The sequence below is a fragment of the Actinoplanes sp. DH11 genome (assembly GCF_020873875.1).
Lineage (GTDB): Bacteria > Actinomycetota > Actinomycetes > Mycobacteriales > Micromonosporaceae > Actinoplanes.
Genome location: NZ_JAHWGU010000038.1, coordinates 1 through 17,211, shown reverse-complemented (window position 1 = coordinate 17,211; position 17,211 = coordinate 1). Strand labels below are relative to the sequence as shown.

The 17,211-nt window shown below is 72.2% G+C and carries 16 protein-coding genes; 8 read left to right on the top strand and 8 right to left on the bottom strand.

The window, feature by feature from the left end:
* Positions 1-103 precede the first annotated feature (103 nt).
* From LPA41_RS36340 to LPA41_RS36330, 3 genes are all read left to right on the top strand, one after another.
* Positions 104-865 carry an ABC transporter ATP-binding protein gene (locus LPA41_RS36340; RefSeq protein WP_229075808.1) on the top strand — a complete coding sequence of 254 codons (762 nt, stop codon included), beginning with the start codon at positions 104-106 and terminating at the stop codon, positions 863-865.
* Positions 850-2,763 (top strand): hypothetical protein, encoded by a 1,914-nt coding sequence (locus LPA41_RS36335; protein WP_229075807.1) that lies wholly within the window; start codon positions 850-852, stop codon positions 2,761-2,763. Before LPA41_RS36340 ends, LPA41_RS36335 begins: the two co-directional genes overlap by 16 nt.
* A gap of 283 nt (positions 2,764-3,046) precedes the next feature.
* Complete coding sequence (locus tag LPA41_RS36330) at positions 3,047-3,409, top strand: hypothetical protein (RefSeq protein WP_229075804.1); 363 nt, start codon at positions 3,047-3,049, stop codon at positions 3,407-3,409.
* A gap of 167 nt (positions 3,410-3,576) precedes the next feature.
* On the opposite strand, the gene LPA41_RS36325 is transcribed toward LPA41_RS36330, so the two are convergent.
* The 7 genes from LPA41_RS36325 to LPA41_RS36295 all read right to left on the bottom strand — a co-directional run bounded on the left by LPA41_RS36325 (position 3,577) and on the right by LPA41_RS36295 (position 10,297).
* The gene (locus tag LPA41_RS36325) at positions 3,577-4,323 is read right to left on the bottom strand and encodes an ABC transporter ATP-binding protein (protein ID WP_229075803.1); all 747 of its coding nucleotides are present in this window, start codon (positions 4,321-4,323) and stop codon (positions 3,577-3,579) included.
* Positions 4,324-4,356: 33 nt separating this feature from the next.
* Complete coding sequence (locus LPA41_RS36320; protein WP_229075802.1) at positions 4,357-5,142, bottom strand: ABC transporter ATP-binding protein; 786 nt, start codon at positions 5,140-5,142, stop codon at positions 4,357-4,359.
* Entirely contained in the window at positions 5,142-6,134 is a 993-nt protein-coding gene (locus LPA41_RS36315; RefSeq protein WP_304523818.1) for an ABC transporter permease, read from the bottom strand. Before LPA41_RS36315 ends, LPA41_RS36320 begins: the two co-directional genes overlap by 1 nt.
* On the bottom strand, positions 6,131-7,087 hold the full coding sequence (locus LPA41_RS36310; RefSeq protein WP_229075800.1) for an ABC transporter permease: 957 nt from the start codon (positions 7,085-7,087) through the stop codon (positions 6,131-6,133). Before LPA41_RS36310 ends, LPA41_RS36315 begins: the two co-directional genes overlap by 4 nt.
* Complete coding sequence (locus LPA41_RS36305) at positions 7,087-8,583, bottom strand: ABC transporter substrate-binding protein (protein WP_229075799.1); 1,497 nt, start codon at positions 8,581-8,583, stop codon at positions 7,087-7,089. The genes LPA41_RS36310 and LPA41_RS36305 overlap by 1 nt, the downstream gene beginning before the upstream one ends.
* 26 nt (positions 8,584-8,609) lie before the next feature.
* The gene (locus LPA41_RS36300) at positions 8,610-9,302 is read right to left on the bottom strand and encodes a DUF1684 domain-containing protein (protein ID WP_229075798.1); all 693 of its coding nucleotides are present in this window, start codon (positions 9,300-9,302) and stop codon (positions 8,610-8,612) included.
* Between the two features lie 236 nt (positions 9,303-9,538).
* On the bottom strand, positions 9,539-10,297 hold the full coding sequence (locus tag LPA41_RS36295; protein WP_229075795.1) for a hypothetical protein: 759 nt from the start codon (positions 10,295-10,297) through the stop codon (positions 9,539-9,541).
* Between the two features lie 83 nt (positions 10,298-10,380).
* Between LPA41_RS36295 and LPA41_RS36290 the strand changes: the two genes are divergently transcribed.
* A complete protein-coding gene (locus LPA41_RS36290; RefSeq protein WP_229075794.1) occupies positions 10,381-11,127 on the top strand; it encodes a sulfite exporter TauE/SafE family protein in 747 nt (248 codons plus the stop codon).
* 161 nt (positions 11,128-11,288) lie between these two features.
* Here the strand turns inward: LPA41_RS36290 and LPA41_RS36285 are convergent, their stop codons facing one another.
* Positions 11,289-11,438, bottom strand: a complete 150-nt coding sequence (locus LPA41_RS36285; RefSeq protein WP_229075793.1) for a hypothetical protein — start codon at positions 11,436-11,438, stop codon at positions 11,289-11,291.
* A 618-nt stretch (positions 11,439-12,056) separates the two neighbouring features.
* Between LPA41_RS36285 and LPA41_RS36280 the strand changes: the two genes are divergently transcribed.
* The 4 genes from LPA41_RS36280 to LPA41_RS36265 are packed head-to-tail and all read left to right on the top strand — an operon-like array spanning position 12,057 to position 17,012.
* Positions 12,057-13,493, top strand: a complete 1,437-nt coding sequence (locus tag LPA41_RS36280) for a Y4yA family PLP-dependent enzyme (protein WP_229075790.1) — start codon at positions 12,057-12,059, stop codon at positions 13,491-13,493.
* Positions 13,490-14,809, top strand: coding sequence for a pyridoxal-phosphate dependent enzyme (locus LPA41_RS36275; RefSeq protein ID WP_229075789.1), 1,320 nt, complete (start codon positions 13,490-13,492; stop codon positions 14,807-14,809). Before LPA41_RS36280 ends, LPA41_RS36275 begins: the two co-directional genes overlap by 4 nt.
* The gene (locus LPA41_RS36270) at positions 14,809-16,059 is read left to right on the top strand and encodes an aminotransferase class V-fold PLP-dependent enzyme (protein ID WP_229075788.1); all 1,251 of its coding nucleotides are present in this window, start codon (positions 14,809-14,811) and stop codon (positions 16,057-16,059) included. Before LPA41_RS36275 ends, LPA41_RS36270 begins: the two co-directional genes overlap by 1 nt.
* A gap of 59 nt (positions 16,060-16,118) precedes the next feature.
* A complete protein-coding gene (locus tag LPA41_RS36265; RefSeq protein ID WP_229075787.1) occupies positions 16,119-17,012 on the top strand; it encodes a trans-aconitate 2-methyltransferase in 894 nt (297 codons plus the stop codon).
* The last annotated feature ends 199 nt before the right edge of the window (positions 17,013-17,211 follow it).

The window sequence follows — 17,211 nt, the reverse complement described above, 5'->3', positions numbered from 1 at the left end:
GCAGTCAACCGACCGGGCGGCCGGTCGTCAACATCGGCACGGCGCGGGACGGCGGCCGGGGTGCCGGTCGGGCAGACTGGAGGCCCGACGACCGGGGGCAGACATGGGATCCGATCCGGCACTGCGCCTGACCGGGCTGGTCAAGGCGTTCGGCAGCACCGTCGCGGTGGACCGGGTGGATCTGACCGTGCCGGCGGGCTCGTTCTTCGGGCTGGTCGGGCCGAACGGCGCCGGCAAGACCACCGCGCTCTCCATGGCGGCCGGCCTGCTGCGGCCCGGTGCCGGCCGGTGCGAGGTGTCCGGCGTGGACGTCTGGGCCGACCCGGTCCGTGCCAAGACCCTGATCGGCGTGCTGCCCGACGGCCTGGCGCTGCCGGAGCGGCTCACCGGCCGGGAACTGCTCACCTTCACCGGGCAGCTGCGGCGGATCCCGCCGGACGTGCTGACCGAGCGCGTCCAGGAGCTGCTGACCGTGATGGGGCTGACCGGTGCCGAGACGACGCTGGTGGTCGACTACTCGACCGGCATGCGCAAGAAGATCGGCCTGGCCACGGCGCTGCTGCACGGGCCGCGGCTGCTGATCCTGGACGAGCCGTTCGAGGCGGTCGACCCGGTGTCCGCGGCCGCGCTCAAGGCGATCCTGGTGCGGTTCGTCGCGTCCGGCGGCTCGGTGGTCCTCTCCAGTCACGTGATGGCGCTCGTCGAGCAGCTCTGCGACACGGTCGCCATCATGGACCGGGGGCGGGTCGTCGCGGCCGGCCCGCTCGCCGACGTCCGTGGTGACGAGACGCTGGAACGGGCGTTCGTCGAGCTGGTCGGTGCCGCCGACCCCGTACCGGACGGGTTGTCGTGGTTGGCGTCCTGATCCGGATGAAGCTGGCCGTCCTGCGGAACTCGACGACCGGCGGCCGGGCCGCGTGGATGGTGACCGGCGGCGTGCTCGGCCTGTGCTGCGCGGCCGCCACCGTCCTGCTGACCTTCGCGGATGTCAGTCACCCCGGCGTCCTCGGCGACCTGCTCGCCGCCGTCTGGCTGGGCTGGGCGCTGAGCTGGATGATCGGGCCGCTGTGGGGGGCCTCGGCGGTGCTGCGCGCCGAGCACTTCGCGCTGCTGCCGCTGCCGCGCCCCCGGCTGGCGGCGGGCCTGCTCGGCGCCGGCCTGGTGGCGATCACCACGGCGGTGACGGCGGTGGCCTTCCTCAGCCTGATCACGTACGCGGCCCGCCTCGGCCCGGCCGCCGCCCTGGTCGCCGTGCCGGCCGCCGCCGGGGTCCTGGTCCTCGTCGTGCTGCTGTCCCGGGTGACCCACGCGCTGTTCACGGTCGTCGCCACGTCCCGGACCGGTGCCGCGGTCACCGGCCTGCTCTTCGCCGGCCTGCTGATCGTCTCCCAGTCCGGCTGGATGCTCATCGTGCCGATCCTCTATTCGGACGTGCTGACCACCGGCTTCTCCCCGCTGTTCAGCACGGTGCTGCGGGCCGTGCCGTCCAGCTGGGGTGTGGTGGCGGTCGAGGCCGCCGGCCGGGGCGACTGGCCGGTGACCGCCGCGGCCCTCGCCGGGCTGCCGGTGCTGGGCGCGCTGCTCCTGCTGGTCTGGGCGGCCACGCTCGGTACGCCGCGGCGCAGCCGGGTGACGATCCGCGGTGGCGCGTACGGCACCGCCCCGGCGCGCGGCCCGCTCGCCGGCCCGGCCGGTGCGGTCTTCCGCAAGGAGGTGCGCACCTGGTGGCGCGACCCGGGGCGGATCACCGCCGCGGTGGTGCCGATCGCCTGGGCGCTCGGCACCGCGCTGCTGCCGCTCACGTTCGGCGCGCCCGTCCTGCTGCCGTGGGCCGGGGCGGCCGTGGCGTGGTTCGCGGTCACGTCGGCGGGCAACCTCTACGGCGACGACGGCACCGCCCTCTGGCACACCCTGACGACCGGCAGTGAGCGCGCCGACGTGCGGGGCAGGCAGTGGGCCTACCTGGCGGTGTACGGGCCGGTCGCGGTGCTGCTCAGCGCCGGCCTGACGGTGTGGAGCGGGTACACCTGGGCCTGGCCGTGGGTGGTCGCGGTCGTGCCGGCGCTGCTGGGCGGGGGAGCGGGCCTCATCGCGTACGCCTCGGTGTCCGCCCTGACCCCTGGCCCGGACCCGCGCCGCCGCGCCGACGCCCCATTGGAGGGCGCCGACGCCACCGGTCCGTCCTACGTGCTGTTCTGGGTCGGGATCCTCCCCGCCGGGCCACCGCTCGCGGTGATCGTCACCGGTCACCTGCTGGACGTGCCGTGGCTGCTGTGGGCCGGGCTGCCGGTCGGGGTGGCCACCGGGGTGGCGCTCGCCTGGTGGCTCGGCGACCGCGCGGCGGCCCGGCTCCAGGAGCGCGGCCCGGAGATGCTGCACACCATGCGGACCGGCCGCCCGCCGCCGCCATCGTCCGTCGGTGTTGCGCGGTCGCCTCTTGGCGTTGCGCGGTCGCCTCTTGATGTTGCGTCGTCGCCCGCCGGCGTTGCGCCCTCACCGTCGCCTGCGGCCGTCGTGGCGTCCGGGCGCGAGGTGGTGCGGGTGCTCGGGTGCTGGATCGGCGGTGGGCTGCTGACGTTCCCGCAGGGGCTGGTGCCGGTGATCCTCATTCTCGTCGGCGCCGACGTGCGCTCCTGGTTCTTGGCGATGTATCTGCCGCCGCCGTGGGGTCTCGTGCTCGGCGTGGCCGGGGTCGTGGCGGGGGTGGCACTGTTCACGACGGCGATCAGGGCCACCTTCCGGCGTGCCGTCGACGGGCGGTAGCGGCAAGCCGGTGGCACGTGATGTTTCGCGCCCTCAGCTCCCTCCCGGTGGGTGCGGAATTGCCCGCGACCCGCTGCGATGCGTCGGCGCGGCGTTGTTGATCTGCTAGCGCTACGACATTGCTGTGATCATGGGGTCATCACCGCGATTTCGCATCGCCAGCAGATCAACATCTCGTCTCGGGCCGCGGTGCGCGATTGACCGTACTCGATGGGTGAGGCGACACGCCCACCTTGAGTTGTGTCACCTGCCGTGATGACGATGTTGGCGTAGCGTGATATTCATGCCAGGCCTGATCGTGGCCGGAGTGATCGGCGCGGCGCGGGTGGACGACCTGCTGCGGCGCGTGTTCGCCGAGGCCCTGCGACGTGGGGCGGACGTCAGCGTGGTCGCCGCCGGACCCGCGAGCACGCGGCAGGACAGGCGTGTGCGGGATGTGGTTCATCGGTGGGAGGAGCAGTACCCGGCGATTGACGTCTCGCTCACCGTGAGCCGCGAGGTGGACGCGGTGATCACCCTGGCCGCGGCGAGCCGGGACGGCGACCTCCTGGTCGTACGGCAGAGCAACGACGCCCGCACGGCCGCCATGGTCGACGAGGTGGCCCGCCTGGCGCACAGCGACATCCTGATCGTCGACCGCCCCTGATCGAATCCGGACAGGAACGGTCCCGCCCCGCCCGGGCGATGCCGCCCGCCGGTAGCCCTGCGCCGGTAGGCCTACTCCGACGGGCCTACGCCGGACGTCGGGCAGGCTTACTCCAGCGGGCTTACGCCGTGGGCCTGCGCCGTACGCTGCGGGCTTACGCCGGCGGTCTATGCCGGTAGGCGCGGGACGCTGGCGAGGAGCCGCCGCGTGTACGGGTGCGACGGCGCCCCCAGCACCTCGCTCGTCGGTCCCTGCTCGACCAGCCGGCCGCGCTCCAGGACCGCGGTCTCGGCGCACAGTTCCGCCACCACGCCGAGGTCGTGCGAGACCAGCAGGATGGTGAGGTCGCGTTCGGCGCACAGGGACGCCAGCAGGTCGACGATGCGGACCCGGGTCGTCAGGTCGAGCGCGCTGACCGGTTCGTCGGCGAGCAGCAGGCGCGGGTTGCCGACGACGGCGCGGGCGATGGCGATGCGCTGCCGCTGACCGCCGGAGAACTCGTGCGGATAGCGGCCGGCGGTGTCGGCGGGCAGGCCGACCGCGTCCAGGGCGGCCGTCACCCGGGCCGGGTCGGCGCCCAGGCCGAGACCGCGCAGAGGTTCGGCCACGATGCGGCCGATGCGGTGCCGGGGGTCGAGCGACGAGTACGGGTCCTGGAACACGGCCTGTACGGCCCGCCGGTACTGCCGCATCCGCTGGCGGTGCAGCGGTGCACCGTCGAAGTGGATCGCGCCGCTCGTCGGCCGGGCCAGCCCCAGGAACAGGCGCAGCAGCGTGGTCTTCCCGGCGCCGGACTCGCCGACCAGGGCCACGTTGCGGCCGGGGGAGACGGCGAGCGACACGCCGCTCAGCGCGGCGGCGCCCCCGCGGTAGGCGTAGCCGGCGTCGACGGCGGCAAGAATCGGCTCGGTCACGACCGGCTCCGTTCCGGGGCGGCGGGGATCAGGTCAGGCACGGCCGGTCCGTTCCAGGGCGGCGTCGAAACGTCTGGCGCTGTCGACGAGGGTGCGGGTGTACGGGTGCTCCGGCGCCGCGATCAGCGACGTGATCGGCCCGGATTCGACGACCCGGCCGTGCCGCAGCACGTGCGTGTGCCGGATGACCCGGGCCGCCACCGGCAGGTCGTGGGTGATGAACAGCAGCGCGGTGCCGTGCGTCGTGACGATCCGGTCCAGCAGGTCCAGGATCTCGGCCTGCACCGTCACGTCGAGTGCGGTGGTCGGTTCGTCGGCGATCAGCAGCCGGGGCCGGCACGCGACGGCCATCGCGATCGCGACGCGTTGCCGCTGGCCGCCGGAGAGCTGGTGCGGGTAGGACCGGGCGATGCGGTCGGTGTCGGTCAGGCGTACCTCGCCGAGCGCCGACCGCACCGCCTCCCGCAGGGCGGCGCCGCGTAATCCGCGCAGCCGGCGCAGCGGCCCGGCGATCTGCCGGCCGGCCGTCATCAGGGGGTCCAGCGCGGTCAGCGGCTCCTGGAAGACCACCGTCGCGGCGGTGCCGTGCCCGCGGGGCGCGCGGATCATGTCGGCGCCGTCGAGCCGCACCGAGCCGGTCGCGGTGAGGCCGGGCGGCAGCAGACCGAGGACGGCGAGCGCGGTCAGCGACTTGCCGGAACCGGACTCGCCGATCAACCCGGCCCGGTCACCGGCGGCCACCTCGAACGAGACGTTCTCGACGAGCGCGGTGCCGGCCCGATCACGAACGGCCAGACCGTCGACGGAGAGCAGACTCATCACGACTTCCCCAGCGTGGTGTCGAGCGTCGGATCCGCGAGGCGGGCCGGGCCGGCGGGACCGACCTGGGCAGGATCGGCCGCGCCAGGAAGGCCAGCCCCAGCCCCGGCGGAACCGGGACGCCCAGCCCCGGCGGAACCAGGACGGCCGGCGGAATCAGGACGGCCGCCGGAACCGCGGCGGCCCCGGCGCGTCGGGTCGGTCAGGTCCCGCAGCCCGTCGGCCGTCAGGTTCACCCCGACCACCAGCACGACGAGTGCGATCCCCGGAGCCAGCGCCCCCGCCGGTGCGGCGAGCACGGTCGCCTGGGCCTCGTACAGCATCCGTCCCCAGGACGCGTTCGGCGGCGGCGTGCCCAGCCCCAGGTAGGAGAGGCTCGCCTCGGCGAGCACGGCGAGACCGGCCTGCAGGGCCAGGTTGACCAGGACGGTCGGGGCGATGTTCGGCAGTACGTGGCTGAGCACGATCCGCGGCCACGAGATGCCGGCGACCCGGGCCGCCGTGATGTAGTCCCGGGCCAGCACCTGCTTGACCAGTACGCGGGTGAGGCGGGCGACGACCGCGGCCATCGCGATGCCGATGGCGAGGATCGCGGTGCCCAGCGACGCGCCGGTGCCGGCCACGATCAGCATGGCGAGCAGCAGCGTCGGGAACGCGATCAGGATGTCCAGCACCACTGCCGCGGCGTCGTCGAGCCAGCGGGTGGCGAACCCGGCGAGCAGTCCGGCGGTCACGCCGATCAGGCCGCCGACGGCGACCGCGCCGAGTGCCGTGCCGATCGCGATGCGCCCGCCGATCAGCAGCTGGGTGAACAGGTCACGGCCGAGTTTGTCGGTGCCCAGCAGGTGGTCGCCGCCGGGCGGTGCGAGGCGTCCGCCGGAGGTGTCGTCCGGGGCGAAGGGCAGCCAGACGTACGACAGGAGCACACCGGCGGCGATGACGCCGACGAGCAGCAGCCCCAGGGCCAGGTGCAGTGACCGCCGCCGGCTCATGACGCCTCCCGGTGCAGCAGACGGGGGTCGACGAGCCGCTGTGCCAGGTCGCCGAGGAAGCCGACGACCAGCACGGTCGCGGTACTGACCAGCATGATGCCCTGGATGACCGGGTAGTCGTGCTGGCTGATGCCGCGGACCAGCATGCCGCCGAGGCCGGGCAGGGCGAAGACGCTCTCCACCACGACCGCGCCGAGGAAGGTGGTGGCCAGTTCCATGGCGAGGACGGCGATGACGGGTACGGCGGCGTTGCGCACGCCGTGCCGCCACATCGCCTGGGCTCCGGTGGCGCCGAGCGCGCGGGCGGTGCGCAGGTAGTCGGCGCCCAGGACGTCCAGGGTGGCGCCCCGCACGTACCGGATCAGGCTTGCCGACATGACCAGCGCGACCGTCACGACCGGCAGGACCAGGGCCTCGATCGCGGCCGGCAGGTCGGCCCAGCCGTCCGGCGGGAAGCCACCGGCGGGCAGCACACCCAGCCGCAGCGCGAACACGGTGATCAGCAGCAGGCCGACCCAGAACGCGGGCACGGCGATGCCGAGCTGGGCGACCGCGTTGAGGACGGGGCCGTACCAGCGGTCGGCACGAATGGCCGCGAGCGCGCCCACCGGCACCGCGATCAGCACGGCGAGGGTGAACGCGGCGAGGGTGAGCGGCACGGTGACCGGCAGCCGGGCGGCGATCTCCGGGCCGACCGGCAGCGTACTGATCAGCGACTTCCCCAGGTCCAGGGTGACGACGTCGCCGAGCCAGGTGAGGAACTGGGTCAGCAGTGGGGCGTCGGTGCCCAGCTCCCGGCGGGCGGCCTCGATCTGCTCGGGGGTCGCGCCGACCGGGAGCAGGGCGTTGGCCGGGTCGCCCGGCAGGAGCCGGAGCAGCACGAACAGCACCACTGCCGCGAGGAACAGCGACCCCAGGAGGATCGCTGTCCGTCGCAGCAGGTAGGCGATCATCAGTTCTTGACGATCCCGTACGCGAAGAACTGGGCGTTGAGGCCGTTGACCGGGTAGCCGGACACCTTGGAGCTCGCGACCACGATCTGCGGGTAGAGGTAGAGCCAGTCGCTGGCCGCCTCCGTCGCGATGATCTTGTTGGCCTCCTTGAGCAGGGTGGTCTGCTCGTCGGTGGTGGTGGCCTGCTCGGCCCGGTTGATCAGGTCGGTGACCTTCGGGTTGTCGTAGCCCCAGTAGAAGTCGGGGTTGCCGTACCAGACCACGTCACGGTCGTTGACGTGCTCCTGGAGCGTCGCCGCGAAGTCGCGTTTCTGGTAGACCTTCGTGTACCACTCGTCGGCCGTGATCGTGTTGATGTTCACGGTGATGCCGACCTTGGCCAGCTCCGACTTGATGAAGGTGGCGGCGGTGGGGTGCGGGTCGTAACTCGGGGTGTCGAGCGTGAACGTGAACCCGTTCGGCAGCCCGGCGTCGGCCAGCAGCTTCTTGGCGCCCTCCACGTTGTACGCGTTCACCGAGGTCAGGTCCTCGTACCAGGGGTCGCTCGGCGGGACCATCGAACCGATCGGGGTGCCGTACTCACCCCAGATCGAGGTCAGCAGCTTCTTGTCGTCGATCGCCTGGCTGACCGCCTGACGCACGGCCACCTTGTCGAACGGCGCGACCTTGTCGTTGAAGGCGAGCAGCAGCTTGGTGGTCGACTGCCCGTCGTTGACCTTGTAGTTGCCGTTGCCGGTGAACTGCGCGAGCGCGTCCGGGCTCTGCTCGCTGGTGACGATGTCGACCGCGTTGGTGAGCAGCGCGTTGTTCAGCGCGGTGGCGTCGGTGAAGTAGTGGAAGACGACGCCGGCGTTCTTGGCCGGGGTGCCCCAGTAGCCGTCGAACCGGGTCAGGCTCAGCGTGGAGCCACGCTTCCAGTCACCCAGCCGGTACGGCCCGGTGCCGTCGGCGGTGGTGGTGAGGTCGGTGGCCGCGGCGTTGACGACCCAGATGTAGCTCAGGTTGTAGACGAACGAGATCGACCGGCTCTTCAGCGTCACCACCACGGTGGCGTCGTCCGGCGTGGCGATCTCCTTGATCACCTCAAGGTTGCCCTTGCGGGCCGACTTCGAGTTGGCCGCGGTGACGCGCTCGATGCTCGCCTTCACGTCCGCCGAGGTCAGCGCCTTGCCGGAGTGGAACTTCACGTTCGGCTGGAGGGTGAACGTGTAGGTCAGGCCGTCGTCGCTGACCTTGTGCTCCTTGGCGAGCAGCGGCTCGACGGCGCCGGTGTCGGTGAGCGTGAACAGGCCCTCGTACACGTTGCCGTTGAGCGCCTCGGTCACGCCCTGGCCGCCGCCGGCGGTGTTGTCGAGGTTCTGCGGCTCGTAGACGGAGCCGATCTGGATGGTGGCCGCGCTGCTGTCGCCGGCGCTGCCGCCGTCCGCGTCGCCGCCGCAGGCTGCGAGCGTCCCGGCCAGGGCGAGCGCGGCGAGAGTTGATATGAGCCGTTTCACGGTGTGTCTCCGGTTATCAGCAAGTGTCAGTGGTTGTCGAATCCGTCGCGGAAGACGGGAAGCTTCTCGCCGGCCTCGATCGGGACGGCGATCCGGTTCTGCGGCGGCGGCAGCGGGCAGTTGTAGTGCGAGGAGAACCCGCACGGCGGCACGAAGGCCCGGTTGAAGTCGAGGATCACCCGATCGGTGCCGGGCACGCGCGTGACGAAGAGGAACCGGCCGGAGCCGTACGTCTCGGTCCGGTTCGTCGGATCGCCGAAGACCAGCAGCAGCCGGCCGTCGTCGTCGAAGGCGCTCAACGTGTACTCGGCGCCGCCGATCGTGGCGTGGATGTCACCCGGCACCGGCAGGTCACGCGTGAACCCGGCATCCTGGGCGTGCTCGAACGGGATCTTCCGCTCACCGGGCACGTCCGTGTAGCGGCCCTCGATCACCCACGCCGGGTCGTACCCGTAGGTGTCGATGCGCTCGAAATGCTTGATCGCCTCCGAGGCCGCGTCCCACAGCCGGACGCCGTGCTCGATCTCGCCGGTGCGCGGGTCGCGCCGGCTCAGCACGGTCGCGGTGACACTCGCCGGCTGCCCGGCCAGCGCGGCCTGCCGATCGTCGGCACCCCATCGGGTCTCGACGAGCGCGAGGTTCCCGGTGGCCGCGGTGACCGCGACCAGGCGGTCCTGCTGCCAGACGGCATGCTCCTGAACCGGTGTTTCCTGCGCCATGACGACCCCACAGTTGATCTTGACGGAAGTAAGGCCAACCCTACTACTCCAGTAGGTTTAGCGGCCATGGTCACCGAGATCACAGTGGGGGCCGAGCAGGGACTTTCCCGCGTCACGGCCACCGCATCGCGGGCGCCCACGCGACGGCGTGATCTACATGACCCCACCGAGGTGGAAGCTCGCACCCGTCCCCGCGGTTGAGAACCGGTCCGGCGGCCGCGGGTGCCGGGCAGGAGTCAGGCGAGCGCTCGTGCCGGGCGCCGCCGGGTCAGGGCCGCCGTGACCAGGGTGAGCCATCCCGCCGCTGCCCAGCCGAAGCCGTCGGCGACGGCATAGTCGTCGGTGAACGACTCCGGCGGCGCCCCGATGCCGGTCAGGTCGGTGGCGAGCAGGCACGCCACGACGACGCCACCGAGGACCGCGGCCGGGGCGACGGACCACCCGGTGAACGCGCCGCCGCGTACCGCCGCGGCGACCGCGATGATCAAGGCCGTCACGGCCACCATGAACGCGGGATGGTTCAGGTGGGTGAGCTCGGCCAGTTCATACGTGTCGTTCGCGATCACCGTGTACGGCGCGCTCACCAGCCGGTGCGTGACCGCGACGATCCCCGTGCACACGGCGCCGGCGGCGAGCGCCACCGGGCCGATCCCGCGTGCCACCGGGTCGATCCCGCGTGCCGCCGGGTCGATCCCGCGTGCCACCGGGCCGGCGCCGCGTGCGGCCGGGCCCGCGCCGATGGGCCGCATCAGCAGGGCGGCTCCGAGAATCAGACCGATCAATGCCGGGGTCAGGGCGGCGACCAGGTGGATCCCGGCGATCGCGTCCAGCGCCGCGCCCTGCGGGTAGCAGACGTTGGGGTCGCGGCAGTCCGGCACGCCGGCGGCCTCGAGCCGCTCCCGCACCACGCCGGCGGCGCGGATCAGATATCCGGTGGCGGCCACCGCGACGACGGCGGCGAGGAGGGTGTACGGCCGGAGCCGTCGCCAGATCATCCCTGGAGTCTCGCGTGCCCGCGCAAGACCGTCGCCGTAGCATGGCCGCGTGCGCACAGAAGATCGCCGGCCGTGGTGACCGGGTGACGCCCGGGGAGGCCCTCGCGCTGGCCGGCGGCGGACTCGTGGCCGGTGCCGTGAACGCGATCGCCGGCGGCGGATCCCTCATCACGTTCCCGTTGCTGGTCGGCATCGGACTGCCCGGCGTGGCGGCCAACGTCAGCAACGCACTGTCGGTGGCGCCCGGCTACATCGCCGGTGCGCTCAGCAGCCGTCCCGACCTGGCCGGGCAGGGCCGGCGCATCCGGACGATCATCCCGACGGTGATCGTGGGAGCCCTGTGCGGCAGTGCGTTGCTGCTCGTCACCCCGCGCGGCGTGTTCGACGTGGTGGTGCCGTTCCTGCTGCTCCTGGCGGCCGCCTTGATGGCCCTGCAGAAACGGCTGCGGGCCCTGGCCGGTCAGCCGAAACCGGGCCGCGCGGCGTTCGCGGTGCAGGTGACGGTGTTCCTTTGCGGACTGTACGGCGGCTACTTCAACGCGGCCATGGGCGTCCTGCTCATCGCCGGTCTGGCGCTGGTCCTGAACGAGTCGCTGCAACGCCTGAACGCCCTGAAGAACGTCTTCTCGGCAGTGGTCGGCGTGACCACGGTGCTGATCTACAGCATCTTCGGCCCGGTGAACTGGGCGGCCGTCGCGGTCCTCGCCCCCGGCACCATCATCGGCGGCATCGTGGGCGCCCGGCTGGCCCGCCGGATGCCCGCCGAGGTCCTGCGCTGGACGATCGTCACCTTCGCCGCCGCGGTGGCCGTGGTCCTGTTCGTCACCTGACCCCGGCTCCGCCCTGACCCCGGCTCCGCCCTGACCCCGGCTCCGCCCTGACCCCGTCCCGGCCCGCTGCGCTGCCCTGGCTCGCTGCCTGGATGCCTCGTGCGGACAGCCGGACAACGACGCCCTGTGGACGGACACCGTCGCGTCGTGGGTGGACGCGGTTACGCGTACCGCTGCTCGGTCTTGACCTTGCCGTTCTGGAAGCGCCCGTCGGTGGGGTAGGCGGCGTTCTGCCCGGCCTGCCGCAATTGTTCCGGGGTGGGTGCCCAGTCCGGCGGCTGAGTGGCGTTGATGCGTGCGACGTCGCGCATGGGTCGTCCTTCCGGCGGAAACGTATCGATGGTCGTTTACCCGTTCGGGAACTTTCCAATCCGCCGACCGCGCACCATCGCGTCCGGCCGCACCTCTCCGCCAGCGAGAGGTGGTACCTGCCGCCGGCGGAGAGGTGGTGCAACGCCCGCGCAGGGTCGTTTGCCCCCTTTCAACCTAGCCTCCTAGGATGCCTACCGGCCGTGCGGTGGGCCCTGGCGTCGCTCGTGCCTCTACGGCGAGGTGTTGATCTGCTAGCGCTACGAAATCGCTGTGATCAAGGGGTCAGAACCGCGATTTCGCACCGCTAGCAGATCGATACCGCCGCGCGGGCCTCGCCGCCGATCGCCGGCTATGGGCACGCGGTACCGCGCCGTCGCGTCGGCAGCCCGCGCGCCATGCTCCATGCCTGGACCTGTGGCCCTCGGTATTGAGCACATGCGCAACATTGCATGGAGTAATCGATTGATCACTTTCGGGTCATGATCCTCTTGGTGTCGGCCGACTCATCGATTACGTTGGGGGAACCGGCACCGCCGGTTCTGTGACCGCACCGATCGCGGCGACGCCCGCGATCACGTCGTGAAAGGTTTCCGCATTCTCAGCGACACGGGAGTGTGATGGCGCCTTATCTGCAACCGCGCGTCGAAGATGATCTGCGGTCCCTCCTGGACGAACACGCCCTGCTCCACCAGCTCGTCGACGGACTGGGCTCACCGCTGAACCTGGTCCTGCCCGACCGGCTGGTCCGCAACGTCGCGGCCTTCCGCGCCGTGCACCGCAAGCACCACCTCGGCGGCGGCGTCTGGTTCGCGCACAAGGCGAACCGGTCCCATGCCCTGGTGCGCGCCCTCGCGGCCACCGACGCCGGCATCGACGTCGCCTCCCTCGGCGAGTTGCAGCACGCCCTCGCCGCCGGGTTCGCACCGGAGCGCATCATGGCGACCGGCCCGAAGAGCCCGGAGTTCCTCTGGCTGGCCGCGCGCACCGGGGCCGTGGTCAACGCCGACTCCACGGTGGAGCTGGCCGACCTCGCCGGCATCGTCGCGGCACACGGCCTGCCCCCGGTGCGGGTGCTGGCCCGGCTCTCCGGGTTCGCCTCCACCGGCACCAACGTGCTGACCCGGACCAGCCGGTTCGGCATCGCGGCCGGCGACCTGACCGGGCTCTGGGAGACGCTGGAGAAGCACGCCGGGCAACTGGACTTCCTCGGCGTCGCGTACCACCTGGACACCGTGGGCCTGCCGGAGAAGGCGATCGCGCTGGAGGGCTGCCTGCACGCGATGGACGAGGCGCATCAGCGCGGCCTGCGGCCCCGGGCCGTCGACGTCGGCGGCGGGTTCGGCGTCAACTACCTGGCCGACGCCCGGCAGTGGGAGGCCTGGACCAGCGAGCTGACCGGCGCGGTGCTCGGCCGGCGACCGCCGATCACCTGGAACGAGCACGGGTACGGGCTGCGCAACGAGGGCGGTACGGTGCGCGGCGCGCTCAGTGTCTACCCGGCGCACCGCAGCGTCGCCGGACCGGACTATCTGGACCGGCTGCTGAGCACGCCGAGCGCGGTCCACCGCCGGCCGCTGGGCACGCTGCTGCTCGACAGCCTGTACGACCTGCACACCGAACCCGGCCGGGCGCTGCTCGACCAGTGCGGCGCCACCGCCCTGCGGGTCGAGGAGGTGCGGGGCGACCTGGTCCGGCTCGCCGGCAACGGCGGTGATGTGGCTCTGGAGCAGCACGGCGTGCTGATGGACCCGATCCTGGTGCCGCGGACCCGTACCGAACAGGCCGTTGACCCTTCGGGGTTCTTCCTGCTCGGCAACCTGTGCCTGGAGGCCGACCTGCTCACCCGGCGCAAGGTGTTCCTGCCGCAGCCGCCACGCCCCGGTGACCTGCTGGTGTTCGTGAACACCGCGGGCTATCTCATGGACTTCAGCGCGGGGGACGCGCTGATGCAGCCGACCGCCCGCACCGTCGCCGTCTCCCGCGGCGGCGGTGGCTGGCGGTGGCGCCTGGACGAGCAGTACTGGCCCGTGACGGGCCGGGAGGGGACCGCGTGAGGTACGAGACCGTCACCGACGTCATCGGCAACACCCCGCTGGTGCGCATCGACGCCGCCGTGCACGGGCTGCGCAACATCGACCTGTACGCCAAGATGGAGCTGTTCAACCCGTTCGGCTCGGTCAAGGACCGGGCCGCGTGGAACATGGTCCGCGACCGGCTGCCCGGCGCCGCCGAGCGCGGCGAGACCGTGGTGGAACTCTCCAGCGGCAACACCGCCAAAGCCCTCGCCGTGATCGCCGGCATGCACGGGCTGCCGTTCCGCAGCGTGACCAACCGGATGAAGGTTCCCGAGATCAAGGACCTGTTGCTGCTGCTCGGGGCGCAGATCGACGAACTGCCCGGCCGTTCGGAATGCCTCGACCCGGCCGACACCGACGACCCGCTGACCCGGATGTACCGGACCGTGTCCGCGGCTGGCGGCGGCTACCTGCACACCGACCAGTACTTCAATCCGCGCAACGTGGAGGCGCACGCCCGCGGCACCGGCCCGGAGATCATCGCGGATCTGGACGGCCGGGCGCCCGACTACTTCATCGCCTGCGTCGGCACCGCCGGCTCGTCCAGCGGCGTCGCGAGGGTGCTGCGCGGACACGACCCGGCGGTGACGGTGGTCGGCCTGGTCGCCGAGAAGTCCGACTTCATCCCCGGCATCCGTGACATCGACGAGGTGCACGAGGTCGGCCTGTTCGACCCCGAGGTGTACGACACGATCGAGGCGATCAGTTCGGCCGAGGCGATCGACGGGCTGCTCACCCTGGTCCGCCGGTGCGGCACCCTGGCCGGGCCCACCGGCGGCGGCGCCTACCAGGGCGCGGTGCGATATCTGCGCGGCGTCGACGCGGAACTGACCGAGCGGCGTACCGCCGTGTTCATCGTCTGCGACCGGGTCGAGAGCTACATGAGCTATCTGCGGGAACGCCGGCCGGAGTTGTTCGCCCAGGCGGCCCGGCCGCAGTCGGTGCGTTCGCTGACCACCGACGACCTCGCCGCGGCCCGCACGATCGGGGTCGGCGACGCCCAGGAGTGGATCGACAAGGAGGTTCCGCTGGTCGTGGATCTGCGCAGCCCGTTCGCGTACCGGGCCCTGCACATCGACGGGTCGATCAACATCGTCGACGACCTGTTCGGCGAGATGCTGCACGGTGGCCTGCCGTTCGGCCGTCGGCAGCCGGTGCTGCTGGTCTGCCCGGTGGGTGAGAAATCGGCGCAGTACGCCGCCCTGCTCACCCGGATGGGGCACCCCGACGTCCGGTCGCTGCAGGGCGGGGTGATCGCCTGGCGGGACGCCGGCGCGGAACTGGTGAGGGACTGATGGACGTGGTGTCCGCGGTCTCGCCGGTCTTCCCTGTCTTCCCTGATGACCTGCGCGACTGGCAGAGCGGGTTGCGCGAGCAGTTCCCGATCATTGTCGGGAACCCGGATCAGGCGTACCTGGACAGTGCCGCCACCGCGCAGAAGCCGCAGGCCGTGCTGGACGCGGTTACCTCGTACCTGACCAGCGGCAACGCCAACGCCGGCCGCGGCACGTATCCGTGGGCGAACCGGACCACCGAGCGGATCCGGGAGGCCGAGCAGCGGGTGCGCCGGTTCCTCGGGGACGACGGGGGCGGCTCTTCGCCCGGCGCTGGGGGTGGCCCCTCGTCCGGCGTGCATTTCGTCAGCGGCACCACCGAGGGGCTGCGTCTGATCGCCCGGGACTGGCTTGTCGGCCATCTGCGCGACGGCGATGAGATCGTCGTGCCGCTGGCCGACCACTCCGCGAACGCGCTGCCCTGGCAGGAGGCCGTGGACCTGCTGGGCCGGCAGGGCGTGCGGGTCCGGGTGCGGGCCATGCCGTACGACGCGGCCCACGACTACGACCACCGTGCGCTGGCCACCATGGTGAACGAGCGCACCCGGTTCATCGCCACCACGCACGTGCACCACGTCTACGGCGGCGACATGAACATCGCCCGGATCCGCGCCGCCGCCCCCGACGCGGTGATCTGTCTGGACGCGGCGCAGGCCGTCGGTCACCTGCCGGTGTCGGTGACCGGGCTGGACGTCGACTTCGTGGTGTTCTCCGGGCACAAGGCGATGGCGTTGCCGGGCACCGGCGCGATCTGGGCGGCCAACCGGCGGGGCGCCCCGTTCACTCCCGGCGGCTGGGCGGGCACCCCCAACACCAGCGGCATCGTGAGCCTCGCCGCGGCCCTGGACTGGCTGGACGACGCCGGCGTGGACCGGATCGCCCGGTGGACGGTGGGGCTCGGCGCCCGGCTGACGGAGGGCTTGCGCCACCTGCCCGCGTACGAGGTGCTCGGCTGCCAGCGCAGCCTCGCCGCCGGCTCGCCGGTGCAGCAGCGGCATGGCATCGTCACGTTCCGGCACCGGGGGATCAGCTCCAACGACCTGGGTTTCATCCTGGCCGCGGAAGGTTTCATGGTCCGGGCCGACGGCCACTGCCAGGCCTCGGGCGGGGAACAGGACTCTTCGGTACGGGTGAGCACACACGTCTACAACACTCCGGAGGAGATCGACCGTCTCGTCGCGTTGCTGACCGGCCTGACCGACGGTTTTTGAAAACGACATCCGTTACAGTGGTCGCGATCACCGTCCGTATCCCGGCCCCGAGGTTGACGATGGCGTCCACATCCCCGCCCCGCACGCTGCCCCAGCTCGACCCGGTCGCCGTCGACCGATGGCGGCGCGGCTGGGACGAGGTGATGGCCGGTTTCCTCCCCGGCGCCGCGAGCTGCGAGGCCGCGGTCCTCGCCGTCGCCGAAGCCGTGTGCGGGCCCGGCGCGGAGCGGTCCCCGGATCGCGGCGTGGGTGCCAGCCCTGGCCTCGGCCAGGTCTTCGACGGTGGCGGTGGACATGGGCGGGCCTTCGACGGTGGCGGTGGCGCTGCGCGGGCCTTCGACGGTGGCGGTGGCCCTGCGCGGGTTCTCGATCTTGGTGGCGGTCCGGGGGTTTTCGCCGAACGCATGGCCCGCCGCTGGCCCGCCGCCACCGTCGGCCTGGTCGACCTCGACCCGGTGCTGCTCGCCCTCGCCGCCGCCGGCTCACCGGGCCGCGTCACCCTGCACCCCGCCGACCTGGCGGCCGACTGGGCCGCGACCGTGGACGGACCCTACGACCTGATCACCGCCGTCATGGCGGTCCACTACCTGCCGCCCGGTGCGGCCCGCGACCTCTACCGGGCCGCCCGCTCCGCCCTGCGCCCCGGCGGCCTCCTGATCGTCGCGGACCTGATGCCCGACCCCGGCCTGACCGGCGTCATGGGCCGGCTGCACCCCGCGGCCGGCGACGCGGCCGCAGGTCTGGCCTGGACCCGCTGGTGGGAGGAGGTGCGCGCGGAGGACATGCTCGCCCCCGCCCTGCGCGAACGCGAACAGATCTTCGCCCGCCGGGTGCCCGCCGAGTTCACGCCACCGGTCGACTGGCACCGCGCGGCCGCCCACGAGGTCGGCTTCACCGAGTCCGGCATCGTCTGGCGCTGGGGCGCCCACGCCGCCCTGGCCGCCGTCGCCTGACCCGGCCCGCGCTCCACCCCCGGCCCCGCCGCAGTGACGCCGATCGCGCCGCTCATGGCGAGATGTTGATCTGCTAGCGACTCTGTTGCCCATTGTGGTTAGGGGGTGGGTTGTAGGCGTGCGAGGTGGCTGGTGTGTGGGGTTTGGAGGTGGTGGCCGGTCCAGTAGGCGTAGAGGCGGATGAGGTTGAGGGCGGTGG